26 protein-coding genes and 2 pseudogenes are annotated in these 23671 nt (G+C 72.2%); 15 read left to right on the top strand and 13 right to left on the bottom strand.

The genetic code is table 11. From position 1 onward, the window contains the following. Window positions 1-256 precede the first annotated feature (256 nt). Window positions 257-970: a PspA/IM30 family protein gene (locus AB0917_RS18125; RefSeq protein ID WP_366820551.1), complete on the bottom strand. Its 714-nt coding sequence runs from the start codon at window positions 968-970 to the stop codon at window positions 257-259. A gap of 53 nt (window positions 971-1023) precedes the next feature. Next, the gene (locus AB0917_RS18120) at window positions 1024-3111 is read right to left on the bottom strand and encodes a TPM domain-containing protein (RefSeq protein ID WP_366820554.1); all 2088 of its coding nucleotides are present in this window, start codon (window positions 3109-3111) and stop codon (window positions 1024-1026) included. Window positions 3112-3415: 304 nt separating this feature from the next. Between AB0917_RS18120 and AB0917_RS18115 the strand changes: the two genes are divergently transcribed. Then, complete coding sequence (locus AB0917_RS18115; protein ID WP_366820550.1) at window positions 3416-4945, top strand: glycosyltransferase; 1530 nt, start codon at window positions 3416-3418, stop codon at window positions 4943-4945. Window positions 4946-4959: 14 nt separating this feature from the next. Continuing rightward, on the top strand, window positions 4960-6486 hold the full coding sequence (locus AB0917_RS18110; RefSeq protein ID WP_366820549.1) for a DUF6056 family protein: 1527 nt from the start codon (window positions 4960-4962) through the stop codon (window positions 6484-6486). 21 nt (window positions 6487-6507) lie between these two features. Here the strand turns inward: AB0917_RS18110 and AB0917_RS18105 are convergent, their stop codons facing one another. Together AB0917_RS18105 and AB0917_RS18100 are read right to left on the bottom strand one after the other, a co-directional pair. Beyond that, the gene (locus tag AB0917_RS18105; protein WP_366820553.1) at window positions 6508-7653 is read right to left on the bottom strand and encodes a DUF6596 domain-containing protein; all 1146 of its coding nucleotides are present in this window, start codon (window positions 7651-7653) and stop codon (window positions 6508-6510) included. Between the two features lie 8 nt (window positions 7654-7661). Next, on the bottom strand, window positions 7662-8069 hold the full coding sequence (locus AB0917_RS18100) for a YciI family protein (protein ID WP_366820548.1): 408 nt from the start codon (window positions 8067-8069) through the stop codon (window positions 7662-7664). A 196-nt stretch (window positions 8070-8265) separates the two neighbouring features. On the opposite strand from AB0917_RS18100, the gene AB0917_RS18095 reads away from it, so the two are divergent. Beyond that, a complete protein-coding gene (locus tag AB0917_RS18095) occupies window positions 8266-9120 on the top strand; it encodes an alpha/beta hydrolase (protein ID WP_366820547.1) in 855 nt (284 codons plus the stop codon). A gap of 250 nt (window positions 9121-9370) precedes the next feature. Then, window positions 9371-10009 carry a hypothetical protein gene (locus tag AB0917_RS18090; protein WP_366820546.1) on the top strand — a complete coding sequence of 213 codons (639 nt, stop codon included), beginning with the start codon at window positions 9371-9373 and terminating at the stop codon, window positions 10007-10009. A gap of 108 nt (window positions 10010-10117) precedes the next feature. Here AB0917_RS18090 and AB0917_RS18085 read toward each other — a convergent pair whose 3' ends face one another. Beyond that, window positions 10118-10906 carry a D-Ala-D-Ala carboxypeptidase family metallohydrolase gene (locus AB0917_RS18085; RefSeq protein WP_366820545.1) on the bottom strand — a complete coding sequence of 263 codons (789 nt, stop codon included), beginning with the start codon at window positions 10904-10906 and terminating at the stop codon, window positions 10118-10120. 319 nt (window positions 10907-11225) lie between these two features. Here AB0917_RS18085 and AB0917_RS18080 point away from each other — a divergent pair, with 319 nt between their 5' ends. Continuing rightward, a complete protein-coding gene (locus tag AB0917_RS18080) occupies window positions 11226-11663 on the top strand; it encodes a PaaI family thioesterase (protein WP_366820544.1) in 438 nt (145 codons plus the stop codon). 150 nt (window positions 11664-11813) lie between these two features. Here the strand turns inward: AB0917_RS18080 and AB0917_RS18075 are convergent, their stop codons facing one another. Genes AB0917_RS18075 through AB0917_RS18065 form a run of 3 tightly spaced genes read right to left on the bottom strand, consistent with a single transcriptional unit; the run spans window position 11814 to window position 13112 of the window. Beyond that, window positions 11814-12029: a DUF397 domain-containing protein gene (locus AB0917_RS18075; protein WP_366820543.1), complete on the bottom strand. Its 216-nt coding sequence runs from the start codon at window positions 12027-12029 to the stop codon at window positions 11814-11816. 40 nt (window positions 12030-12069) lie between these two features. After that, on the bottom strand, window positions 12070-12276 hold the full coding sequence (locus AB0917_RS18070; protein ID WP_366820542.1) for a DUF397 domain-containing protein: 207 nt from the start codon (window positions 12274-12276) through the stop codon (window positions 12070-12072). Beyond that, a complete protein-coding gene (locus AB0917_RS18065; protein WP_366820552.1) occupies window positions 12273-13112 on the bottom strand; it encodes a DUF5753 domain-containing protein in 840 nt (279 codons plus the stop codon). Before AB0917_RS18065 ends, AB0917_RS18070 begins: the two co-directional genes overlap by 4 nt. A 93-nt stretch (window positions 13113-13205) precedes the next feature. Here AB0917_RS18065 and AB0917_RS18060 point away from each other — a divergent pair. From AB0917_RS18060 to AB0917_RS18040, 5 genes and pseudogenes are all read left to right on the top strand, one after another. Next, window positions 13206-13477: pseudogene (locus AB0917_RS18060) on the top strand (hypothetical protein). Further along, a complete protein-coding gene (locus tag AB0917_RS18055) occupies window positions 13474-13701 on the top strand; it encodes a hypothetical protein (RefSeq protein ID WP_366820541.1) in 228 nt (75 codons plus the stop codon). Before AB0917_RS18060 ends, AB0917_RS18055 begins: the two are co-directional and overlap by 4 nt. Next, window positions 13698-14150, top strand: a complete 453-nt coding sequence (locus AB0917_RS18050; protein WP_366820540.1) for a hypothetical protein — start codon at window positions 13698-13700, stop codon at window positions 14148-14150. Before AB0917_RS18055 ends, AB0917_RS18050 begins: the two co-directional genes overlap by 4 nt. Window positions 14151-14167: 17 nt before the next feature. Next, window positions 14168-14635: a hypothetical protein gene (locus tag AB0917_RS18045; protein WP_366820539.1), complete on the top strand. Its 468-nt coding sequence runs from the start codon at window positions 14168-14170 to the stop codon at window positions 14633-14635. 24 nt (window positions 14636-14659) lie between these two features. Then, entirely contained in the window at window positions 14660-15046 is a 387-nt protein-coding gene (locus AB0917_RS18040; protein ID WP_366820538.1) for a hypothetical protein, read from the top strand. On the opposite strand, the gene eno is transcribed toward AB0917_RS18040, so the two are convergent. Beyond that, window positions 15043-16323, bottom strand: a complete 1281-nt coding sequence (gene eno / locus AB0917_RS18035; protein WP_366820537.1) for a phosphopyruvate hydratase — start codon at window positions 16321-16323, stop codon at window positions 15043-15045. The two genes, AB0917_RS18040 and eno, sit on opposite strands and share 4 nt — an antisense overlap. A gap of 184 nt (window positions 16324-16507) precedes the next feature. Here eno and AB0917_RS18030 point away from each other — a divergent pair, with 184 nt between their 5' ends. Beyond that, on the top strand, window positions 16508-16930 hold the full coding sequence (locus AB0917_RS18030; protein WP_366820536.1) for a MarR family transcriptional regulator: 423 nt from the start codon (window positions 16508-16510) through the stop codon (window positions 16928-16930). A 41-nt stretch (window positions 16931-16971) separates the two neighbouring features. Next, window positions 16972-17822, top strand: a pseudogene (locus AB0917_RS18025) (IS5 family transposase). A 66-nt stretch (window positions 17823-17888) separates the two neighbouring features. Here the strand turns inward: AB0917_RS18025 and AB0917_RS18020 are convergent. The 3 genes from AB0917_RS18020 to AB0917_RS18010 all read right to left on the bottom strand — a co-directional run bounded on the left by AB0917_RS18020 (window position 17889) and on the right by AB0917_RS18010 (window position 19090). Continuing rightward, the gene (locus tag AB0917_RS18020) at window positions 17889-18233 is read right to left on the bottom strand and encodes a hypothetical protein (protein ID WP_366820534.1); all 345 of its coding nucleotides are present in this window, start codon (window positions 18231-18233) and stop codon (window positions 17889-17891) included. Between the two features lie 118 nt (window positions 18234-18351). Continuing rightward, on the bottom strand, window positions 18352-18876 hold the full coding sequence (locus AB0917_RS18015; RefSeq protein ID WP_366820533.1) for a DUF6879 family protein: 525 nt from the start codon (window positions 18874-18876) through the stop codon (window positions 18352-18354). Then, the gene (locus AB0917_RS18010; protein WP_366820532.1) at window positions 18857-19090 is read right to left on the bottom strand and encodes a hypothetical protein; all 234 of its coding nucleotides are present in this window, start codon (window positions 19088-19090) and stop codon (window positions 18857-18859) included. Before AB0917_RS18010 ends, AB0917_RS18015 begins: the two co-directional genes overlap by 20 nt. A gap of 344 nt (window positions 19091-19434) precedes the next feature. Here AB0917_RS18010 and AB0917_RS18005 point away from each other — a divergent pair, with 344 nt between their 5' ends. The 3 genes from AB0917_RS18005 to AB0917_RS17995 all read left to right on the top strand — a co-directional run bounded on the left by AB0917_RS18005 (window position 19435) and on the right by AB0917_RS17995 (window position 21540). Beyond that, window positions 19435-20283: a helix-turn-helix transcriptional regulator gene (locus AB0917_RS18005; RefSeq protein WP_366820531.1), complete on the top strand. Its 849-nt coding sequence runs from the start codon at window positions 19435-19437 to the stop codon at window positions 20281-20283. A gap of 266 nt (window positions 20284-20549) precedes the next feature. Further along, window positions 20550-21197 (top strand): methyltransferase domain-containing protein, encoded by a 648-nt coding sequence (locus AB0917_RS18000; RefSeq protein WP_366820530.1) that lies wholly within the window; start codon window positions 20550-20552, stop codon window positions 21195-21197. Beyond that, window positions 21163-21540 carry a hypothetical protein gene (locus AB0917_RS17995; protein WP_366820529.1) on the top strand — a complete coding sequence of 126 codons (378 nt, stop codon included), beginning with the start codon at window positions 21163-21165 and terminating at the stop codon, window positions 21538-21540. The genes AB0917_RS18000 and AB0917_RS17995 overlap by 35 nt, the downstream gene beginning before the upstream one ends. A gap of 45 nt (window positions 21541-21585) precedes the next feature. Here the strand turns inward: AB0917_RS17995 and AB0917_RS17990 are convergent, their stop codons facing one another. Beyond that, window positions 21586-23487 carry an alkyl sulfatase dimerization domain-containing protein gene (locus AB0917_RS17990; RefSeq protein WP_366820528.1) on the bottom strand — a complete coding sequence of 634 codons (1902 nt, stop codon included), beginning with the start codon at window positions 23485-23487 and terminating at the stop codon, window positions 21586-21588. Window positions 23488-23671 lie beyond the last annotated feature (184 nt).

Here is a 23671-nt window from a genome sequence, read left to right as displayed (position 1 = left end):
CGACAACGCACATGATCACACCAAGGCCGCACCGTTGTCTCATCGCCCACTAATGGCCAACTGGCCCTTCAGCAGGGGACGTTAAAAAACAAGCTGAGGGCCGGGCGCACGGGCGTACGGGACCGCCGCGGAGCCCTTGAAGCGGTGACGGCCCCGGAGGCGTCACGAGCGCCGGGCAACGGCCCCGGAGACGTTACGAGCGCCGGGCAACGGCCCCCGAAGCGTCACGGGCCCTGGGCGGACGGCCCCGGAGGCGTCACGACCCCGCCTTCAGGGCCGCCAGCCGGGCCTCCACCTCCGCGCTGGCCCCCAGGCTGTCCAACTGCTCGAACTGCGCGTCCAGCGAGGAGGCGGCCAGTTCCTGCCTGCCCAGCGCCCGCGCCTCCTCGCGCCGCACCTTGTCCTCGAAGCGGCTCAGCTCGCTCGTCGGGTCGAGGACGTCGATGCTCTTCACGGCGTCCATCATCCGGTTCCGCGCCTGCGCGGACGTGGCGCGCGCCACCAGCTCGTCGCGCCTGGCCTGTAGCTCGGAGAGCTTGACCTTCATCTGGTCCAGCCCCGCCTTGAGCTGGTCGACCACCTCGGTCTGCGAGGCGATCGTCGGCATGGCCGTCTTCGCCTCCTGCTCCGACCGGAGCTGACGTCCGAGCGCCACCTTGGCCAGGTTGTCGAACGTGTCCGCCTCCGCCCCCGACCCCGCCCCCCGCAGCTCGTCCGCCTTCCGGCTGGCCGCCAGCGCCTTGGCGCCCCACTCGGCCGCCGCCTCCACGTCCTCCTGGTGGTCCTGCTCCATCAGCCGCAGGTTGCCGATGGTGGCGGCGACCGCCTGCTCGGCCTCCGCGATGTTGCCGCTGTAGTCGCGGATCAGCTGGTCCAGCATCTTCTGCGGGTCCTCCGCCTGGTCCAGCAGGGCGTTGATGTTCGCCTTGGCGAGCTGGGTGACGCGGCCGAGGATCGTCTGCTTGGTCATGGCACGGCTCCTTGGGTGTCGGGAACGGCTGAGCTGTGGTTTCCGCCGGTCGTTCAGAAGCGGCCGCCACCGCCCCGGCGCCCCCGGGTGCCGCCCCCGCCGAAGCTGCCCGGCCCGGCGCCGAACCCCCCGGACCGGCCGCCGCCCCCGAACCCCCCGCCGTAGCCGCCCGTCCCACCGCCCCGGCCTCCGCCGAACAGGCCGCCGAGGAGGATTCCGCCCAGCACCGCCCCGCCCATCCCGCCGCCTCCCATTGCGCCGGGGCCGCCGGGCCCCTGCGGGCCGCGGAAGCCCCGTACGTCCTGCTCGGCCAGGCTCAGCGCCTGCCGGGCCAGCGCGTCCGCCTGCTGGGCCTCGGCCAGCGCGCCCCGCGCGTCGCCCTCGGTCAGCTGCCGGGCCTGCTCCCAGCGGCGCTGGGCCTCCGCCAGGCGGGTGCGGGCCGGGGCGCCGACCGCGCCCCGGTGGGTGGTGATGTAGTCGGCCGCCGCCCCGATCGCGGAGCGGGCGGTGAGCAGCGCCTGGTCGAGGAGCGAGCGGGCCCGCCGGCCGCCCCGCTCCCGCTCCCGGGCCCCGGCGAGCGCCTCGTCCAGGGCCGCGTCGGCCTCCTCCACCCGGCGCAGCGCGTCGACCGGGTCGTAGGGGCCCGCCGCCATCGCCTCCCGTACGGCGGTGAGTACGGCCTCGGCGCGGGCGATCCGGCCCCGCAGGTCGGCGGTGGGGGTGGCGGGCGCGGTGCCTTCGAGGAGGCCGCGGGCGTCGGCGAGGTCGGTCTCCGTCTCGGTGAGGGCGGCGGGCAGCTCCCCGGCCGCCTCGGCCAGCTCGGCCGCGCGCCGGTCCACCGAGTCGATGAGGGTGCCCGCCTGGCCGACCGCGCCCTCGGCGGCCCGGATGTAGACGGCGGCCCGCGCGTGGTCGGTGGCGTCGACCGCCTGGCGGGCCCTCTCCAGGGTGGAGGTGGCGAAGGCGAGCCGGTCCTCGGCCTGCTCGACGTCGCCCGCGACGGGGGCGGCGGCCCCGTCCCCGTACCGCTCGCGCATCCCCGCCACCGCCTGCCGGGCCGCCGACCCGCGCCCGGTGAGCGTGCGGAACGTGGTCTCGACGGCGGCCAGGGCCTCGGGGGCGTCGCGTTCCAGGGCGCGCAGCCGGTCGAAGTCCGCCGCGACCGTGTCGAGCCCCTCGTCGGCGGCCGTGCACCGCGCGATGATCTCCTCCAGCATCCGGCGGCGGGTCGCGTCGTCCTCGGGGAAGGCGTCGTCGAGCTGCTGGCGCAACCGGAAGGACCGCGTCAGCTCGTCCTTGGCCCGCGCGACCGCCTCGGTGAAGGGCTTCGCCGCCTCCTCCCCGAACTGGGCGGTCGCGAAGCCGAGTTCCTCCTCGCTGGTGCGGACCGCGTCATCGGTGTCCACCAGCACCTGCTTGGCCCGCGCGTCCAGCTCCTCCAGGGTGACCGGCGCGTCGTCCGCCGCCGAGGACCGCCCCCAGCCGGTCGCCGCCGGGGTGGTGCGGGTCGCGGAACGGCGCCTGCGCCGGGCGTACGCGAAGGCGGCCAGCGCCGCCGCGCCCCCGGCCACGACCACCGGCATGATGAAATCGCCCGCACCGGAGGGGCCGGCGGCGCCGGTGCCGGGGTCGGCGGGGCCCGGGGTGATGGCGGGGGCCGTGACCGGGCGGCCGGCCAGGACGGAGGCGTAACCGTCCGCCGCCCCGATCGCCGCACCCGCCCAGTCGTTCTCGCGCAGCGCGGGCTCGATCGCGGTGTTCGCCACCTCGCGCAGCTGCGCGTCGGTGAGCCGGGAGCCCGCGTCCACGGAGTAGCCGTACCGGCGGTCGTGGGTGGCGACGGAGAGCAGCACGTCGTCCTGGCCGAGCCCGTTGCGTTCGGCGGTCTCGTCGCTCCAGGTCTGCCCGGACCGCCCGGAGAAGGTGCGTACGTACACCACGAAGAGCTGGACGCGCTGCTGGGCGTAGAGCCGGTCGAGGGCGCCCTCCACGGCGTCCGTACGGTCCCGGAGGGCGCCGACCCGGTCGGTGATCTGGCCGTCCCGGGAGAGCTCCACGGGGTCCTCCGCGCGGGCGTCCACCGCCGCGGGCAGGGCGAGCCAGCACCCGGCGATGAGCGCGGCGAGCAGGCCGGTGAGCAGGGCCCTGCCGGGCGCGGAGCGCCGGACGCGGTCGGTGCTCCGGGCCCGGTCCGCGCTCCGGATACGGTCCACGGATGGCGTCACGTCTGCGAGGTTATGTCCGCCTTCCGGAGCCCGCGACCGGAGCTTTCGCGGCCTCGTCGGCCGCCCCCGCGGTCCTGCGCTGTTCGGATGAAAGGACCGGTCGGCCCGCGCGTCCGGGGCTGGAAGGGCCGGTCCCCCGCACCCGATGGGCAAATGTAGGGAAAGGAGCATGAAAAGCCCCGCTCCAAGGGGTCCGGCCGCCGAAGTCCGGAGGATGCACATGAACGGCCTTCAGCTCTCCGTCGTCGTGCCGTGTTTCAACGAGGCCGAGGTGCTGGACACGTTCCACACCGCCCTGCTCACCGTCCTCGAAGGGCTCGGCACCCCCTTCGAGGTCTGCTACGTCGACGACGGCAGCGGCGACGCCACCCGGGGACTCCTCGGCACCCTCGCGCTGCGCGACGAGCGCGTCCACTACACCGCCTTCAGCCGCAACTTCGGCAAGGAGGCCGCCATGCTCGCCGGTCTGCGCATGTCGCGCGGCGCGGCGGTGGTCATCATGGACGCCGACCTCCAGCACCCGCCCGAGCTGATCCCCTGCATGCTCGAACTGCACCGGCACGGCTACGACCAGGTCATCCCGCGCCGCGACCGGACGGGCGAGGGCGTGGTGCGCTCCACGCTCAGCCACACGTACTACGCCCTGGTGCGGCGGTGCATGGACGTGGAGCTGATCGACGGTTCGGGCGACTTCCGGCTGCTGTCGCGGCGGGCCGTGGAGAGCGTCCTGTCCCTCCCCGAGAGCAACCGCTTCTCCAAGGGGATCTTCTCCTGGATCGGCTTCGACACGGTCAGCTTCCGCTACCGCAACAGCGAGCGCGTGGCCGGCCGGTCGAAGTGGGGGAGCAGGCGCCTGCTGAACTACGGCATCGACGGCCTCCTCTCCTTCAACAACCGCCCCCTGCGCCTGGCCATCTACACCGGCTTCTGGGTCTTCGTCTCGGCCCTGGCGTACGCGCTGTGGACGGTGGTCACCGTCGTTCTGCACGGCGCGGACACACCGGGGTACGCCACCCTCCTCACCGCCGTCGTCGCGCTCAGCGGCATCCAGTTGGTCACCCTCGGGGTCATCGGGGAGTACGTGGGACGGATCTACCACGAGGCGAAACACCGCCCGCCCTACGTGGTGCGGGAGACCGACGCGACGCGCCGGACCGTCGCGGAACGCCGGCTGCCGACCGGGCCGCTGGTCATCGGGGCGCCAGGAGTGGCCGGACACCCCGGGCCGTCCGTCTCCGCCGCCCGGTCCCGTACGGCCCGTCAGTTCGGCAGCTTCGTCCTCATCGGCTGCGTGAACACCGCCGTCTACCTGGGCGTCTACGCCTCGCTGAACCGCTGGATCCCCTACCTGGCGGCCCATGTGCTGGGCTACGCGGTCGGCATCGTCTGCTCGTTCCTCCTCAACTCCTACGTCACCTGCCGGACGAAGCCGACCTGGCACGCGTTCGTGCGCTTCCCCCTCTCCAGCCTGGTCAACCTGGTGGCGTCCGGAGCACTGCTCTACGGCGCGGTCAGTGGTCTCGGGATGGACAAGAACCTCGCCGCGCTGGCGGCCGGGGTGATCGTCACGCCCGTCTCGTTCCTGCTGGCCCGGTGGGCGATCATGTCGGGCCGCCACGCCGGGGCCTCCGTACCGGCGCGGGCGGACCGGCCACCGCCCGGACCGCCGGTGCCGGACAGGCCGCTCGCCCCGAGGACGACCCCGCACACCGCCCCCCAGGCGGCCGTGCGCTCCTCCGAGGACCGGTGAGGAGGAGAGTCGTGATGACCGACAGCGCCCGGGAGACCGACGGGGCGGACGCGGACGAGCCGGCGGACACGGGCCAAGGCCGGGGGAAGGGACCGGAGGGCGGTCACGGGCCCTGGACCGCCCTCTGGGTCAGCGCCCTCGCGCTCCCGCCCCTCGCCCTGCTCGCCGCCGCGTCCTGGTTCGGCCGGTGGGTGCGGCCCGGCGCCGACGACTGGTGCTTCCTCCCCCTCGTACGCGACGACGGCATCACCGGCCTGGTCGGGAAGTTCTACTTCGACGACAACGGCCGTGTCGCCAACGCGATGCTGGTCGGCGCCTACGCGAAGTTCCAGGTCGCCGGACACCAGTGGTACCCCGTCGTCAGCGGGGTGCTGGTGCTCGCGGTCCTGTGGGCGGTGACGGCACTGGCGCTGCGCCGGGGCGGGATCACCGTGCCGCGCGGGCTGCCGCTGCTGGTCGCGGCGATGGTGACCGCGCTGTTCCTGTTCGTCACGCCGAACACGTACAAGACGTTCTACTGGCCCGCCGCCTCGGTCTCCCACACCCTGCCCCCGGTCCTGGCCTGCGCCGCCCTGATCCCGCCGCTGCTCGCCCGTACCCGCCGGGGCAGGGGAGCCGCCCTGGCTTTCGCGCTGCTGGCGGGCGCCTTCGTCGCCACCCTCTCGGAGGAGACGGCGATCGTGGTGGTGGCGGTGCTGCTGGCCACGCTGCTCCTGAGCGGCCGGCTCGTCCCGAACGCCCCCGCGCGGGCGTTCGTCCGCCTCTGGTGCGGAGCGGGCCTCGCCGGAACGTCGGCGGGTGCCCTCGTCCTCATCACCTCGCCCGGCTCGGTCCACCGCCGCGAACGGTTCGGGGCCGGGACCACGTCGCTGCTCGCCCCCGACTCGCTCGCCGCCTCGCTGCGGGGCTTCGCGGAGATCACCGTCACGGTGGTCACGACGTGGCAGTACGTCGGCGCGGTCGCGGTGGGCGTGCTCGTGGGCCTGCTCTGCGACCGCCGGGACGGCCGCACCCCCCGCCCGCCGGCTCACTGGCCGCAGCTGGCCTGGGCCGGACTGCTGACGCTCCTGATCTCCGGCTACCTCTGCACGGTGATCGCGTACCCGGTGTTCCAGGACCGGGTGAGCGCCCCGAGCGCCAACCGGCTGTGGAACGACTACCTCCTGCTGTACGTGGTCCTGCTCGCCGCTCTGGGGGCGCTGCTGGGCCTCGCGCTGCGGCAGCACGTACGGCGTACGGCCCCGGCGAAGGCCGTGTGCGCCGCGCTCTGCGTTCTGGTCTGCTGCGGCCCGGCCATCGCGCTGCTCAACCTGGACACCGCCATGCGGGCCAGGGCGGAGAAGTGGGACGCCCAGGACCGGCGGCTGCGTCAGGGGGCGGCGGACGGTGAGCGGGTGATGCCGTACGAACGGCTGGTCGTCAGCAACATGCTGGAGCCGTTCAGCCGGGGAGGCGCCGACTACTGGCCGGGCGGGTGCGTGGCGGACTTCTACGGGCTGGAGCGGGTGACGGACGGGGCGCGGGCCTCCCGATCCCGGTAGAGGTCGCCGCCTGTGCCGATGTCACGTCTCCCGGCGGGAGTTGAGGCGGGCGGCCCGGCGGGTCAGGTGGTCGCGCTCGGCGAGGTCGGTGGCCTTGCGGGCGGCCTCGGCGTACAGCTGTGCGGCCGCCGTGAGGTCGCCGTCGCGTTCGTGGAGGTACGCGGCCACGGCCGAGTACCGGGGCAGCGCGTCGTCCAGCTCCGCGAGGGCGGCGAGCCCGGCGCGCGGCCCGTCGGCCTCGCCCACCGCCACCGCCCGGTTGAGCCGGACGACCGGGCTGTCGGTGAGGCGGGCGAGCTCGTCGTACCACTCGACGATCTGCACCCAGTCGGTCTCCGGGGCGGTCGGCGCGTCGGCGTGGAGCGCGGCGATGGCGGCCTGGGCCTGGTACTCGCCGAGCCGGTCACGGGCGAGGGCCGCCTGGAGGATCCGGACCCCCTCGGCGATCGAGGCGGTGTCCCACCGGCCCCGGTCCTGCTCGGCGAGCGGCACCAGGCTGCCGTCCGGCGCGGTCCGGGCGGGGCGCCGGGCGTGGTGCAGCAGCATGAGGGCGAGCAGCCCCGCCACCTCAGGGTGGTCGATCGCGGCCGCGAGCCGGCGGGTGAGCCGGATCGCCTCGGCGGCGAGGTCGAGGTCGCCGGAGTAGCCCTCGTTGAAGACCAGGTAGAGGACTCGCAGCACGGTGGAGACATCGCCGGGCCGGTCGAACCGCACACCGGAGACGGTGCGCTTGGCCCGGCTGATCCGCTGCGCCATCGTCGCCTCGGGCACCAGGTAGGCCTGGGCGATCTGGCGCGTGGTGAGCCCGCCGACCGCGCGCAGGGTGAGCGCGACGGCGGACGAGGGCGTCAGCGAGGGGTGGGCGCACAGGAAGTAGAGCTGGAGCGTGTCGTCCACCCCGGGCACGGGCCCGGCCACCGGCTCCTCCTCGACGAGCCCCTCACGCCGGCGCCGGGCGGCATCGGCCCGGGTCGCGTCGAGGAACCGCCGCCAGGCCACGGTGACCAGCCAGCCCTTCGGATCGCGCGGCGGGTCCGCGGGCCAGACCCGGACCGCCTCGACCAGCGCGTCCTGCACGGCGTCCTCGGCCGCCGCGAAGTCGGCTCCGCGGCGGACGAGGACGCCGAGCACGCCCGGGACAAGGCTCCGGAGCGGCAGCTCGTCCATGGACGAGGTCACTCCGCGATGGTGGGCGGCGCGGTCAGGAACGGGCGCAGCTCCAGCCACTCGTGGATCGGCTTCCCGCCCGCGCCGGGGGCGGCCGACAGCTCACCGGCCAGCTCGACGGCGCGCTCGTACGTGTCGACGTCGATGACCATCCACCCGGCGATCAGGTCCTTGGTCTCGGCGAACGGCCCGTCCGTGACCGGCGGCCGCCCCTCCCCGTCGTACCGGACCCAGGCGCCCTCGGGTGCGAGCGCCTGCCCGTCGACGTACTCCCCGGTCTTCTCCAGCCGGTCCGCGAAGTCCTGCATGTACTGCATGTGCGCCGAGATCTCCTCGGGCGTCCACCGGTCCATGGGCACGTCGTTGACGGCCTCCGGAGCGCCGCGGTAGTGCTTGAGCAGCAGGTACTTGGCCATGGGACTCTCTCCTCGGTGCGGGGCGGCCGGTGGGGCCGCTCAGTGGTCGCTTTCACTACGGGGACGGAGCCGGGGACGGGTTCTCGACATGGCCTCCCGAACTCTCCTCACTTTCTTTCTCTCACGTCGACTTCCCTGGCGGTGACCTTGATGTGGCGGTGGCTTCGACGGTGACCTTGATGTGGCGGTGGCCTTGATGGAGACGCGGGGACTCGCGACGATGAGCGACGGGGCGCGGCTGCGCTGGACGGCGCTGGGAGACCCGGCGCGGCGGCCACCCGTGGTCCTGCTCCACGGCGGGCCGGGGCTGCCGGACTATCTGGACGACCTGGCCCCGATGGTCGCGGACCTCGGGCCCGTGTACCGCTACGACCAGCGTGGCACGGGCCGGTCCCCCTGGCAGGGGAGCCACACCCTTGCCTGGCACGTCGACGACCTGGCCGAACTGCTCGACGTATGGCAGGCGCCGAAGGCCGTGCTGATCGGCCACTCCTACGGCACCGATCTGGCGGCCCGGTTCTGCCTGGCCCGCCCCGGCCGGGTGGCGGCGACGCTGCTGATGTGCGGCCCGTTCGTCGGGGACTGGCGCACCGGGGAGCGGGCGGAGCGCGCCCGCCGGATGACCTCGGCCCAGCGGGAACGGCTCCGCGCCCTGGAGGAGTCGCCGCACCGCACACAGGAGCAGGAGGCCGAGCTGCTGACGCTGGCGTGGTTCCCGGACCACGCCGATCCCGTACGGGGATGGCACCGGGCCGCGTGGGCCGCCCGGCACCGCCGCCCCGTCAACTGGGCCATGAACGCCGAACTGGGCCGGGAGGGCCGCGCGGACCCGCTCGACGACCACCTCACCGAACTCCGCACCCGCCTGCCCGCACGCACGGAACTCCTGGCCGCAACCGAGGACCCGCGCCCGCTGTCGGCCCTGGAGGCCCTGGCCCTGCGGCTGGAGGTCCCGCTGACCCGGATCGACGCGGCGGGCCACGAGCCCTGGCTGGAGCGGCCCGAGGCCGTGCGGGGGCATCTGCGGCGGTTCGTACGGGGCGTGGGGTGAGCCGCGCCGCACGGGCGGTGGCCGCCCTGGACGGGCCGGGCGCGGGACTGGCGTGCGGGGCGCCTCGCGCCGGGCCGGCGGGCCGTACGGGGACGGCTCACCCGGCGCCGCGCGCCCGGCTCGCCCAGCTGGGCCGGGACCACGGGAAGACCGAGGCACTGCACCACGCCCGCGACACCACCTTCACCGAGGACGCCTACCTACTGCGGGCAGGAGGCAGGGGGAGGGCATCGTCGGGGCCTCCCTGCTGGTGCCCGACGCCGTCCCGCGCCCGCGCCTGTACGAGGTGCACGACTGGACCGACGGCGAGTGGGCCTTCGGGGCCGAACTCCTCGACCACGTCACGCAACCTGTGGTCTCCCCGGACCGGGCCGACATCGACCACGACCCGGGGCTGCCGGACGCGTGGTGGGGTGGCCTGGGCCTCGCCCTCGCCCTCCTCGCCGAAGCCGAGGTGGAGGCGGCGAGGACGACGGTGCGGGACGGGTGGATCGAGCGGGCCTTTCCCCAGTTCCTCGGCGTCCCTGCCCCCGCCGTGGTGGAGCGGGTGACCGGCCATGGTGATCTGCACTGGGGCAACCTCACGGTCATGCCCCTGACCCTGCTGGACTGGGAGCGGTGGGGCAGGGTGCCGTTCGGCTACGACGTGGGGCTCCTGCACGCCAACAGCCTGCTGGTTCCCGACGTCGCCGCTCACATCCGTACGCGGTTCGCGGCGGTTCTCGACACCCCGGCCGGCCGGATCGGGGAACTCGCGGCCCTGGCGGAGATGCTGCAAGCCGTGGCCCGTGGCTGGTATCCCGACCTCGCGCCCCACCTCGCGGCCCGCGCCGAAGCCCTCACGGGAGTCCGCCCGCCCACCCCGGTGCACTCCGAGGTCAGCGCCTGATCGCGGCCCCGCGCACCGTACGCGAGCCGGCGGACCTTCTGCTGGAGGCCGGCCGGTCCGGTCCGTCGACCGGTACCGGCTGACCCCGGCCCCCCGCAGCGGCGGGTCTCAGATGCCGCAGTTGGGGGCGGACCAGAAGCGGCCGCTGCCCCCGGCGACGTGGGTGTGGTCGTTGTGGCCCGGGTAGCCCGGACCGAGGATCTCGGTGAAGCCGTGGTTGCGCGCCGCCTGGGCCAGGGCGCAGAAGCCCTGGGGTCCGGCGCCGAGGTCGGCCGCGTGCCCGTACATGTGGCGGCTGTTGGCCGCGCCGCCGACCGCGCTGTTGCACGAGACGCTGCGGAAGCCGCCGTTGACGGTGATGGGCCGGTCGCCCATGGCGTGCCGCATGGCCTGGAGCTTCCACATGGTCACCAGGGCGTTGGCGCGTGCCGTGGCGGCGTTGACCTTGCCGCCGGACCAGTCGGAGTTGCAGCGGTTCAGCTCGGCGTAGGTGAAGTTGACCGGCGTGCAGTCGTTGGACTGCAACTGGTAGATCTTGTTGAACGTCTGGGGCCCGGCGATGCCGTCGGCGGACAGGCCGTACGCGGCCTGGAAGCGCTGCACGGCCGACTTGGTCGCCGGGCCGAACACGCCGTCGATGGCGATCTGGTTCCCGGTGCCCGGGTAACCCGCGACACGGATCTGGAGCTGACGTACGGCCTCTCCGCTGGAACCCTGCTGGAGGGTGCCGCTCCAGGTGTAACAGGCGTCGGCCGTCCCGACGTCTCCGGACGCCGCCGACCCGGGGGCCGTGGACCCGGGCCCGGACGCGGTCGCGGTCGCGGTCGCGGTGCCGCCGAGGGCGAGAACCGTGCCCGCGAGTGTCGCGAGCAGGAATCCGATGGGGCGTGATCGCATGAGGCTGCACCTCTTCGTCGTCAAGCCAGCCGTCCACTGGGGATTCCGAGCCTGTTGCGCGGGGCGCGGGATCGTCAAGGGCATGACAACTTTGTGCAAGGTGTACGAGCGCGGAGGGGGCGCGGTCGCACCACCGCCACCACGAGCTGTCCGGAACCTGCCAACCCCCGCATGTTCGCCGACGCGATCCCCGCCGCACCGCACCGCATCGCACCGCGTCGTCGCTCCACACCGCGCCGCGATCGGCGTCGGCGGTACGGTGCGTACGTACCGGTACGGCCCGCCGCTCCCCGGGCAGTTGAACGAAATGAGGTGAGGTATGGACGAGCGCGCCTCGCAGCTCGCCTTCGCACAGCAGGTTCTGGAGGCCCAGCCCTTCAGCGTCCACCTGGGCGCCCGAGTGACCGCCTTCGGTGACGGCGCGGCGGTCCTGGAGCTGGACGTCCGCGACGAGTTGCGCCAGCAGAACGGCTTCGTCCACGGCGGCGTCCTCAGCTACGCGGCCGACAACGCCCTCACCTTCGCCGCCGGCGCGGCCGTGGGCCCGGCGGTGCTCACCGCCGGCTTCACCATCGACTACCTGCGCCCGGCCCAGGGCGAGGTGCTGCGCGCGCGGGCCCAGGTGGTGCGCCCCGGCCGCACGCGGGTCGTGTGCCGATGCGACCTGCTGATGGTGGACTCGGCGGGCGAGGAGACCCTGTGCGCGGTCGCTCAGGGAACCATCGCCGTGGCCGGAGGGCCGACGAAGGCCGGGTGATGGGCGCGAACGGGTGGCGTACGCGGCCGTCGACCACGGCGAAGTGCGCCGCCGCCCAGGTGACTTCGCCGCACCGCCCCACCGCGCTGGGCACGGTGGGGCGGTGCGGTGTGGTGCGATGCGGTGCTGCTGGACCGGTCGACGGGTCGGTCAGACCGTGCCGAAGTCTCCGGCCTTGACGCCCGCGACGAAGGAGGAGAACACCCCGGCGCTGACCTCCAGGGTCGGGCCGGACGCGTCCTTGGAGTCGCGTACGGGGACCATGCCGGTGGTGGACGCGGTGCGCGGGGCCCACTCGACGCAGGAGCCCCCGTTGTCGCTGTAGGAGGACTTGACCCACTGGTGGGTCGTGGATTGGGTCGTCACGGGGTGCCCCTTCGCCGGAGTCCGGGCGTAGCTATGGCTGCTACAGCTCCCCGGACTTGATACCCGTCACGAAGGTGGAGAATGCGGCGGCCGGGATGCTGAGCACCGGGCCGGACGCGTTCTTCGAGTCGCGTACGGGGACCATGCCGGTGGTGGACGCGGTGCGCGGGGCCCACTCGACGCAGGAACCGCCGTTGCCGCTGTAGGAAGACTTGACCCACTGCTGGGTCGGGGATTCGGTCGTCACGAGATGCCCTTTCGATGCTCGTGGATCATGTCCACGGTATTTGCCTGCGACAGAGACACGGTCTGCAACTGATGGTAGGCCCTCACCACAGGCACTACAGAGCCGATTTCGCGGTCGAGATAGCCCTGCGTCTCCGACTCGACGTAGGAGACCACGGAGCGGTCCTGAAGTGTTAGGAGGTTCACCAGCCGGTCGAAGGGGCGCCGTTCTCCGATGCTGTAGGAGGCGATCTGAATCGTGGTATCCGGCTGCTCGGTGAGGTCGATCAGATGCTGCAACTGGGCCGCCATCACCTTAGGTCCGCCGATGGGTCGACGGATGCAACTCTCGTCCAGCACCGTGATCAGCACGGGCGGTACGGGCCGTACTAACGCGGCCTGACGCTCCATGAGAAACGAGACGCGCTCGTCGGCCTGTTGACGCGTGATGGCTCTGCGGTCAACCGCTGCGGCCTCCACCGCCTGTGCGTACTCGGGCGTCTGAAGCAGGCCAGGGATCACGCCCACCTCGAACAGCCTGATCTCCGCCGCCCGGCCTTCCAAGGCCACGTACTCGGGGAAGCCCTGCAACAGCACCCCGTGCTTGATCTTCCGCCACTCGCGCTCGAACGAATCAGCCGATCCAACGAACCCCAGTGCGACATCAACGGCGATCGAGAACTTGCGAGTTGGGGACTTGTGACAAGTTTCCACCCCCGAGACATGGCGCCCGGTGTACCCGATCCGCCCGGCGAGGTCGTCCTGCCTCCACCCCCGCGCCTCGCGTTCCCTGCGCAGACGTGCGCCGTAGGCCGCTTCCGGTCCTGCGTCCGGGTTCAAATCCTTGAGGTTTACCAACGTTCTCTCCACCCCTGCAACGTTGAAGGAGGTCCAACGCTAGGCCACGCTGAGCCGCCCCGGTAGTCATTCAGCTACGGAGAGGAGCTATCGGTGTACGGCGAGAACGCGCGTCCGAATACCCACGAGCCTCCTGACCTTCCGGTTCCCCCCCCGCCCCCGGCACCCTCGTGGTCGACACCAGCCGCGCCGACCGCGTGGGTGAGTTCCGGGGAGTGGCCGGCGCCTATTGGTCCCTGCGCCCCGTGGGCGGCGGGCGCGAGTGGGAGGCCGAGCCCTGCCACGTACGCCCCGCGCTCCTCATAGAGCAGCTTCGAGCCCGTACCGCACGCCTCAACGCCCGAAGCAGGGGGGAAGTGCTGTGAGAGCACCCGAGCCGCTGTGGCGGGCCCGGCCCGACGGCTCCTTCGCGGAGCTGCGACGTGTGGAGTCGGACCCGGCCTACCGGGCCCTGTTCTTAGCGGAGTTGGACGCGGCGATCACCGACCGGGACGCCGAGCGCGAGGCGGTGGTGAACGCGATCGAGGCGGCGGCTGCCCGGCTGCGGTGCCTGATTCGTTCGGGCGGCAGTGGTGAGAGTGCCGCGTGAGGGACCTGGATTACGTGGCCGCCGTCACCGCGACGGCCGGCGGGAGGGCCCTGTGGCTCGGGGGGATCGCCGTACCGAACCGCAGGCTTGTTCTCCGGTGGCTGCGCAGGCAGGCGCTACGCCTGGCGGACGGGCACGGGCGGGACCTGCCGCCCGCCTCCCCCTGGCTCCGGGCGAGGGACGTCCGGCAGGTCACCTTCCACGGCTGCGACGCCCCGGAAGGGCTGCGGGCCTGGGCCGGTGACGAGGGCCGCCAGGGCGAGGCCATAAGTGCCCTGGAGTGCGGGCTCCCCGCCCTGCTCACCGTGGTCGACCCGGCCGTCGGCCTGCGGGTCACCCTCGCCGGGTGGCCGGTCGGCTCCGACCGCCACCACCTCCGCCCCGCCGACTCCGTACTGCCCCCGAAGCCGTGTGCGGAGCTTCGTACCACTGCCTCCCCGGCACCGTAGGGAAGAGACCTGACCCCGTGCTGCAATGCACCGCCGTGACCCACGTCCCGTACTTCGAGGCACTTCTCGCGCTCGCGACCATGGAAGGGGGCCCCGAGCACCCGCCCGACGCCGTCGACCAGGACGAGTTCCTGCTCTGCGAGCTGGGCGAGCACGACGAGTCGACGGAGCACGCCGCCCACCTGTGGGCCGCCGACCTTCCGGACGAGGACCGGGACCTGTGGCTCCTGTGGACCGGTGCCGGGGCCCACCGCGTCTACCGGCTCGACGTCTTCGCCCTGTGCCCCGCCATTCTCCGCAACCTGGTCACCCGCACGGTGACGTTGTGCGGGTACTTCGACCACCACCCCGGCCCGCACTCGTTCTCCGTGACCGATCCGCTCGGAGAGCTGATCGCCGAGCGCGGCCGCACCCATACCCATACCCATACCCATACCGATGCCCACACCGACACCGATACCGACATCGACATCGACGAGCCCTGACGGCAACCGGAGGTCTTCCGACCCATGAACCAATGCACTGCCGTGGCCTTGCTGCCGCCCCCGGATCACGTGGTCCGCCTGGCCGCCCCCGGGAACCCGCCGCAAGCCGGGTACGTCCTGTGCGAACTGGGGGACGACCACGGCGACGACCACGCGGCCCTGCTGTGGGAGGACGACGCGAACCGCGAGGCCGTGTGGGTGCGATGGAACGGAACCGAGGCCGGGACCGAGGCCGGGGCCGGGGCCGGCGCCCGGCTGGCGGGGCTGGCCTGGTGTCCCGGGATCGACGCGCGGAGCGGGGACGCGTGCGGGCTGTTCGCCGGGCACCCCTCCGTACACGACTGGGACGTCGTGGACCCCACGCTCGAAGCGGTGGAGGCGGTCATGGAGGGGTGGCCGGACAGACCCTAGCGGCGACGCAGGGCCTCCGCGCCCGCGTACTGGGCGCTGTCGCCCAACCCCTCCTCGATGCGGATGAGTTGGTTGTACTTGGCGGTGCGGTCGGAGCGGGACAGCGATCCGGTCTTGATCTGGCCGCAGCCCGTGGCCACCGCCAGGTCCGCGATCGTCGTGTCCTCGGTCTCTCCCGACCTGTGCGACATGACGACGGTGTAGCCCGCCCGGTGGGCGGCGTTGACGGTGGCCAGGGCTTCGGTCAGGGTGCCGATCTGGTTGACCTTGACCAGGACCGAGTTGGCGACGCCGGAGCCGATGCCCTCGCGCAGGATGGTCTCGTTCGTGCAGAAGACGTCGTCGCCGGTGAGCTGGCAGCGCGCCCCGACGCGTGCGGTCAGGTCCCGCCAGCCCGTGAGGTCGTCCTCGGCCATCGGGTCCTCGATGGACACGATGGGGTAGGCGTCGATCAACTTGACCAGGTAGTCGGCCTGTTCGGCGGGGGAGCGTCGTACGCCCTCCCCGGTGTAGTCGTAGACGCCCTCGCGGAAGAACTCGGACGAGGCGGGGTCCATGACCAGGCCGATGTCCGTGCCCGGCCGGTAGCCGGTGCGCTCGACGGCGGCCACCACGAAGTCGAGGGCCTCCTCGGCGGTGCGGAGGGACGGGGCGAAGCCGCCCTCGTCGCCCACGCCCGTGGAGTGCCCGGCGGCGAGGAGGTCGCGGCGCAGGGTGTGGAAGATCTCCGAGCCCATGCGTACGGCCTCGGCGAAGGTCTCCGCGCCGATCGGGGCGATCATGAACTCCTGGAAGTCCAGGGGATTGTCGGCGTGGGCGCCCCCGTTGACGATGTTCATCATCGGTACGGGGAGCAGCCGGGCGTCCGAGCCGCCGAGGTAGCGGTAGAGCGGCAGGCGGTGGGCGGCGGCCGCGGCCTTCGCGGCGGCGAGGGAGACCCCGAGGATCGCGTTGGCGCCGAGCCGGGACTTGGTGGGGGTGCCGTCCGTGGCGGTGAGGGCGGCGTCGAGGCCGGCCTGGTCCTCGGCCTCGCGGCCGGTGACGGCGGCGGCCAGCTCCGTGTTCACGTTGCGTACGGCGTGGTCGACGCCCTTGCCGTGCCAGCGGGCGGGGTCGCCGTCGCGGAGTTCGACGGCCTCGCGGGCGCCGGTGGAGGCGCCGGAGGGGACTGCGGCCCGGCCGATGGAGCCGTCGGCCAGTTCCACATCCACCTCGACGGTGGGGTTGCCCCTGCTGTCGAGGACGGTGCGGCCGGTGACGGAGGTGATGGCGGTCATGGGATGCCCTTCCCGTTGTCGCATGTGTTCACCGGGTTCGGCTGCGGCGACGGTGGCGCGGGGCCCGGCGTCCGCCACTCTACAGCAGTGCTGTGCAGTTGTGCTGTTGAGTTTAGCTGTGCAGTTGTGCTGTTCAGCTGTACTGCGCAGTTCTGCTGCACGGCGGCCCGCGTTAAAGTTCGGTATGTCCCAACCGGAATCCGCCGCCGTCGCGGCCGAACTGCGCACCGCGATGGGAAAGCTCACGCGCCGCGTGAAGCTCGAGGACCAGATGCCGCTCGGCCAGGTGGCCGTCCTCGGCGCGCTGGACCGCAGCGGTGCGATGACGACCAGCGAACTGGCGGCCGACCAGCGGGTGCGCCCGCAGTCCATGGCCCGAGCCGTGGGGCTCCTCATGGACCAGGGCCTGATCACCCGCCGCGCCCACCCGACCGACGGCCGCAAGAGCCTGGTCGAACTCTCCTCCGCCGGACAGGCGCTGCTGGAGGAGGAGCGGGGGCGCAGGACGGACTGGCTCGCGCGGGCGATCGAGTCGGAACTGACGCCGGAGGAGCGGGAGTTGCTGGCGCGGGGGATCGGGCTGGTGGAGAGGCTGGCGGCGCACTAGGGCTTGTCTTCAAAGGCTGTTGATGGGGCATCATATGACGCATGGTGCGGCGACATGAGCTCTCGGATGAAGAGTGGGACGTTCTGTCGGGGCTGCTTCCGCGGACGGAAACGGGGCGGCCCCGGCGGGACGACCGGGTGGTGCTGAACGGAATCGTGTGGAAGCTGCGGACCGGTTCGGCCTGGCGTGATGTGCCGGAGAGATACGGGTCCTGGCGGACGTTGTACACACGTTTCCGCAGGTGGGCGCTTGATGGCACGTTCACACGGATGCTTGAGGCCGTCCAGGCTCAGAAGGATGCGGCTGGAGACGTCGACTGGCTGGTTTCCGTGGACTCCACGATCACCCGCGCTCATCAGCACGCGGCCGGCGCCCGTGAAAAGGGGCAGGCCCTGCAGAAACGGCACACGCTCACGCCCTCGGACGATCCCGTGGCGGACTGACGACGAAGATTCACCTCGCCTGCGACGGCCGCGGCCGTCCGCTCGGCTTTGTCGTCACCGGCGGCAACATCAACGACTGCACGCAGTTCGAGCAGGCCCTCGCGCAGATCAGGGTTCGCCGCCCAGGCCCAGGCCGACCGCGCAACCGGCCCGATCATCTCCTGGGCGACAAGGGATACAGCAGTCGAGGCATACGCAACTACCTGCGGAAACGCGGTATCCCGCACACCATCCCGGAACGCTCGGACCAGCAGGCGAACCGCTGCCGTCGTGGCAGCAACGGCGGCAGGCCGCCCGCTTTCGACAAGGAGCTCTACAAACAGCGCAACGTCGTCGAGCGCTGCTTCAACGCGTTAAAGCAGTACCGGGCCATAGCCACCCGTTACGACAAAACCCGTGAAACCTACGAAGCGGCACTCACCATCGCGTCACTCCTGATGTGGATATGACCCTTTGAAGACACGCCCTAGGGTCCTCGGTCCGCCTGTGGCTCACGCCCTGATGAGCCGGCTCCGTCAGCGCGCTTCCAACTCCTCGGCCCGCTGCGTGAGATCCGCCGCGATGCCGTCCCAGTCCGGGCCATGCAGCCACAGGTTCTGCGCGGCCTCCCGCAGCAGAGCCGGCTCGTCGGGCCTCTGGAGCAGCACGAGCCGATAGGCGAGGTTGCGCATCCACACAGGGAGCTGACCGTCGACCAGGTTCGGGCAGAGTTCCCGCAGCATCGACAGGATCGCGTCCGCGTCAGCGAACGTCAGCTCTTCGACGAAGTAGTGCTCGCGGTGCTCCTGACCGCACTCCGGTGTCGGACGGTACTCATCACCGTAGAGACACCGGGCGTGCCCGGTCAGGGTGCTGTGCATGTGCCGCAGCCTACGACGGCATGATCTGCCGGACGGAACGCGGGGCCCGGTGGGGCCGCGAGCGCCCTGCGGGTGGCGTGGGCGGTGGACAGGGGTGACTCGGGCATGGACGTGCTTCTCAGACGGTGTACTTGTCGTGCGGGACGGCCCGCTCCCAGACGGCTTCGAAGGCGTCGGAGCAGAGGCCGGCCGTTGCTCGGTCATCGGTCTGGTCGGTGTGGACCCAACGCCCCTCACCGTCGAACACGTTGAACTGGACGAGCCTGCCGTCGAAGAGCCAGAAGTCGTTTCCCGGCAGTGCGATCCCCGAGGCCGACCGTCGGGGAAGCCACCGGATCTCCTCGCCCGCCGAGATGTTGGTGAAGGTGAACGAGTGCTCGTAGCGGATGTACTCGCTGGGCGGTTCGCTCACGATGCGGGCGCGGCGCAGCCGGACGCCCTTGGCGGTGACCTCCTGCACGACATCGAGCCAGGGGCGCCACCAGGACGCGCGGTCGTCCGGGTCGAGCCGGTGGCCCTGCCGCCAGGCCGCGAAGCGTTCGTCCTCGTTGGGGATGGCGTAGGCGTCGCGCATCTCCAGATGGACGGCGGACCGCTCGGCCGACCGGATCAGGTCGGTGAAGTTACTCAGGCTCTGCGCCATCAAGTGCCTTCCTCAGTAGCGGAACCATGCGCTGCGGCAGCCGTACCACGCTCTCGTGGACGGGCAGCGGACTGTCCCGGACGGTCCGGGCGATCGTGCCGGCGTCGGCCGTCATGCCCTGGATGACGAGTTCCTTCGTGACCTCGTCCACCCACACGGCCGGGCAGCCGTGGTCACCGGACTCAGGGTCTTTCCCGACGAACCGTAAACGCATGGTCCCTCCTCAAGTCGAGTCGACTGTGAAGCTTGCCGTGCGCAGCCTCACGGCTCTTCCGACGGGGCGTCAAGGATGCTCGGTGGCCGGTGCAACCGCGTGCAACTCCATGGACCGGTAGCTTCTCAGCGTTCTACCTTCGGCAGGCAGTTCCCATGATCGCGAGGAGAGGCGATGAGCCACAAGGCGGCTCAGGAGTCAGGGGCGGACCTGTCGGCGGGCCCTGTCGCACGGTCGCTGGACTGCTCCTCGGGCGAGGGCGGCGTGGCCTGCCGGATCGAACGGCAGAGTGACAGGGCTGCCGAAAGCGCCGGAGACCTCGGCTCCGCCGACCCGCCGCGACCATGAACCGCTCCCCCTCCTCCAGCGCCCAGAAGGCCCGGCAGGTCGTGGCGGACCGGCTCGCCGCTCTCTGCCGGGATGCCGGGCTGACCGGGCGCGAGATCGCCGCCCGCTGCGGGTGGCACCCGTCGAAGTCGTCGCGCATCATGAACGCCCGCACGTCCCCGTCGGCCGGTGACATCCGCGCATGGTGCCAGGCGTGCGGGGCGGAGGATCAGGCGGCTGACCTCCTCGCCTCGTTGCTGAGCGCCGAGAGCATGTGGGCCGGCTGGAAGCAGATGGAGCAAGCCGGGCTCGGGCAGGCCCAGAGAGCCCGGTTGCCGCTGTTCGAGCGCACCCGCCGGTTCCGCTCGTACTCCTCCTGGTTCGTGCCGGGGCTGCTCCAGACACGTGCCTACACCGAGGCCGTGCTGCGCTCGGTCCAGCGCCGCAGGGTCGATGTGGACGACGTGGACGAAGCGGTGGCGGCTCGGATGGAGCGTCGGCGCGTACTGCGTGAGGGGGACCGCCGATTCGCCTTCCTCATCGAGGAGTCGGTGCTGCGCAACGGCATCGGAGGGACCGACGTACTTGTCGGGCAGCTCGGTCACCTTCTCACTGTCGGTTCTCTGCCCCATGTCAGTCTGGGCGTCGTTCCCATGAAGGCCGACCGTTCCAGGATGCCGGTGGAGGGCTTCTGGCTCTTCGACACGGCCCAGGTCAACGTCGAGCTGGTCTCCGGCTACCTCACGATCACCCAGCCCGGCGAAATCGCCATGTACGCCGACACGTTCGCCGAGATGGCGGAGTTGGCCGTCTCCGGCGCGAAGGCCCGCACCCTGATCACCGCCGCTCTGGACTCCCTCGGGTGAATCCGTGCAACTGCCCGCAACAACGTGGATCGCCCGCCCACCGCGTCCCTAGGGTCGTTCCACCGAGTCGGAGAGCGGGGCAGGACCCCGCCGAGCACTCGCTCCAAGAGGAAAGGGACCGCTACGGGTTGGGGAACAGACAAGGGCGGCGGCGGTGGCGACGGAAAGCACTCGGGAGGCAAGGACCCGGGCACCGCCAAGCCGTCCTCGGACACCGCGAAGCCGGCACCCGAGCCGAAGCACAAGGGAAAGTAGGCGCACGGCGGATGGAGCAGATCGGAGCGGACGAGCGGGCCGCCGTGTGCGGCCTGCTCGGCTCGGTCGACGAAAGCCTCGGCGCGCCCATGGCCCCGGTCTGGGAGGCCGCGTTGCGGGCGGTGCCCCGGCACGCGTTTCTGCCCGCGACCGTGTGGGTGGGCGAAGACCTGGTGGAGTGCTCCCGGGAGGCCGCCCCCGAGCAGTGGTCGCGCCACGCCTATGCCGACACCGCCGTCGTCACGCAGGTCAACGACGGTGCGGCCGCCGGGCCGGGGGAGCGCTGGGCGTCGTGCTCGGCCTCCGCCCCCTCGATCGTCTTCCGCATGCTCGACATGCTGGACGTGGGAGCGGGCCACCGTGTCCTGGAGATCGGTACGGGGACGGGTTGGAACGCCGGGCTGCTCGCGCACCGGCTCGGGCCGGGCCGGGTGGTCACCGTCGAGGTGGATGAGGGGCTGGCGGCACAGGCGGCGGGCCGGCTCGAGGGCGCGGGGCTGGACGCCCGGGTGATCCACGGCGACGGGTCCCTCGGCCACGAGGCCGGCGGCCCCTACGATCGGGTCGTCGCGACCTGTTCCGTACGGGCAGTACCTCCCGCGTGGATCGCGCAGACCCGGCCGGGTGGCGTGGTGCTCGTCCCGTGCGGTCTCGGGTGACGACTGGGCCGCGCAGTTCGCGGTCGGCCTTCAACTCCCGTACGTATGGCGGGTCTGGCACGACGATCCCGGTGTGGAGGGCGTCGCGGCCCGCCTGTGGCTGGCGACCACGGACGCGGCCTCCTGGGCCGCCGTGGACGGGGACGGGCGGGCCGCCGCCGATCGCTTCACCGTGTGGGAGCACGGGCCCCGCCGGCTGTGGGGGATGGTGGAGGCCGCCCACGAGTGGTGGCGGGGTGCGGGGTGCCCGGGGCCGGAGCGGTTCGGGCTGACCATCGTCCCCGACGGCACGCATGTGCCGTGGCTGGACACCCCGGACAACCCGGTGCCTGTTCTGGCCTGAGCGGGTGTGTTTAGCGGGTGTGTTCCGCTCGGGACCCGTGGGGCGTCAGGGAGTGACGATGGCGAAGTCGGGGTCGGGCTCGCCGAGGTAGCCGAAGAGTTCCGTGAGCCTGCCCGGGTCGCCCGTGATCTCGGCTCGGCCTTCGGCGACCAGGTCGGACACGTCGGCGGTGCCGAGGAGGAGGGCCCTCAGGTCGGCCTCTTCGAGGGCGATGTCGGTGTCGGGCCGGGCCACTTCCGGCGTCGGGCCCACGGTGTGGACGAGGACCCCGTTGCGCAGGCGCAGGTTGACCGGGTCCGCACCGTGCAGGCTGAAGCGGACGGTGAGATCGGCGTGCCAGCTGCGGGGGCCGTCGACGCGGATGGCCAGGGAGTCCAGCAACTGGTCCAGGGTCAGGGCTGCCAGCAGATCGGGGGCGACGGTGGACGTGGGGGTGCCGACGGGGCCCTCGCGCAGTTCGAGGGCGCCGGTGAGGTAGAAGTTGCGCCAGGTGCCGTTCTCGCTGCCGTAGCCGAGCTGTTCCAGGGCGTCGGCCTGCAAGGCGCGTGCCTCGGCGTTGTCGGGTGCGGCGAACAGGACGTGGTTGACGACCTGCGCGACCCACCGGAAGTCCCCGGCGGCGAACGAGTCGCGGGCCCGGCGCAGCACCTGTTCGGGTCCGCCCATGAAGTCCACGTACCGCTGGGCGGCCTCGGCCGGCGGATGCTCCCACAGGTGGGCGGGGTTGCCGTCGAACCAGCCCAGGTAGTGCTGGTAGACGGCCTTGACGTTGTGGCTGACCGAGCCGTAGTAGCCGTGAGTGTGCCAGGCCCGCTCCAGCGCCGGCGGCATCCGCATCGTCTCGGCGATCTCCAGCGGCGTCAGGCCCTGGTTGAGCAGGCGCAGTGTCTGGTCGTGCAGATAGGCGTACACGTCCCGCTGCTCGGACAGGAACGCGAGCACACGCTCGCGGCCCCAGACCGGCCAGTGGTGCGAGGCGAACGCCACGTCCACCTCGCCCGCGTACAGCGCGACGGCCTCGGTGAGGTAGTGCGCCCACACATGAGGGTTACGGACCTGCGCGCCGCGCAGCGTCAGCAGATTGTGCAGGTTGTGCGTGGCGTTCTCCGACATGCACAGCGCCGCGTGGCCCGGGAAGTGGATGTTGAGCTCGGCCGGGGCCTCGGTCCCGGGGGTGAGGTGGAAGACCATCCGGATGCCGTCGACGGTCTCGCTCTGCCCGGTGGCGGTGACGTCCACCGTGGGCGGGATCAGGCCGACAGCGCCGGTGGACAGCGTCTGGCCGAGCCCCGCACCGATCTGCCCGCGCTCCCCCTTGGGCAGCGCCGCCCCGTACATGTAGGCGGCACGGCGGTTCATGGCCGTCCCGGCGTAGACGTTCTCGCTGACCGCGTGCTCCAGGAAACCCTCCGGGGCGAACACCGGCACGCCGGCGTCCACCTCCTCCTGGCCGATCACTCCCCGCACGCCGCCGAAGTGGTCGGCGTGACTGTGGGTGTAGACGACGCCGGTGACGGGCCGCTCGCCCCGGTGGCGCCGGTACAGGGCCAGTGCGGCGGCGGCGGTGTCGGCGGACAGCAGGGTGTCGATCACCAGCACCCCGCGCTCGCCTTCCACCAGCGTCATGTTCGAAAGGTCGAAGCCGCGCACCTGGTAGATGCCCTCGACCACCTCGTACAGGCCGTGCCGGGCGGCCAGTCGGCCCTGCCGCCACAAGCTGGGGTTCGCGGTGTCGGGGCACTCGGCACCGAGGAATCCGTACGCCTCCAGCCCCCATACGCTGCCGCCGTCGGCGCCGCGCACCTCCGTCTCCTCGGCTGTGCCGATGAAGCCGCGCTCGGCGTCCTCGAAGTCCTGGGAATCGTCGAAGGGGAAACGCTCGCGCACCGACGCGTTGCTCGCGGCGACACCCGGTTCGGCTGCCCTGGGCTCGGTGGACTCGGCCATGGTGGTCTCCCTCGCGAGGCGGCTCGCCCGGATCGATACCCGTGCCACGCTCTCCCAGGAGCGGAGGGTCGGCCAGTCCGGTGGACCACCCGGGGGAAGGGTTCGGCGCCTCGCGCAGACGTCGGGCCGATGCCGTCCGGTCCTGACCACGGTCCGGCCCGGGAGCGCCGAGGCGTCGCGGCTT

This window comes from Streptomyces sp. NPDC007346 (genome assembly GCF_040703535.1).
In the GTDB taxonomy this organism is placed as follows: Bacteria; Actinomycetota; Actinomycetes; order Streptomycetales; family Streptomycetaceae; genus Streptomyces.
The sequence above is the reverse complement of the archived record's forward strand: the minus strand, read 5'-3'. Positions and strand labels throughout refer to the sequence as shown.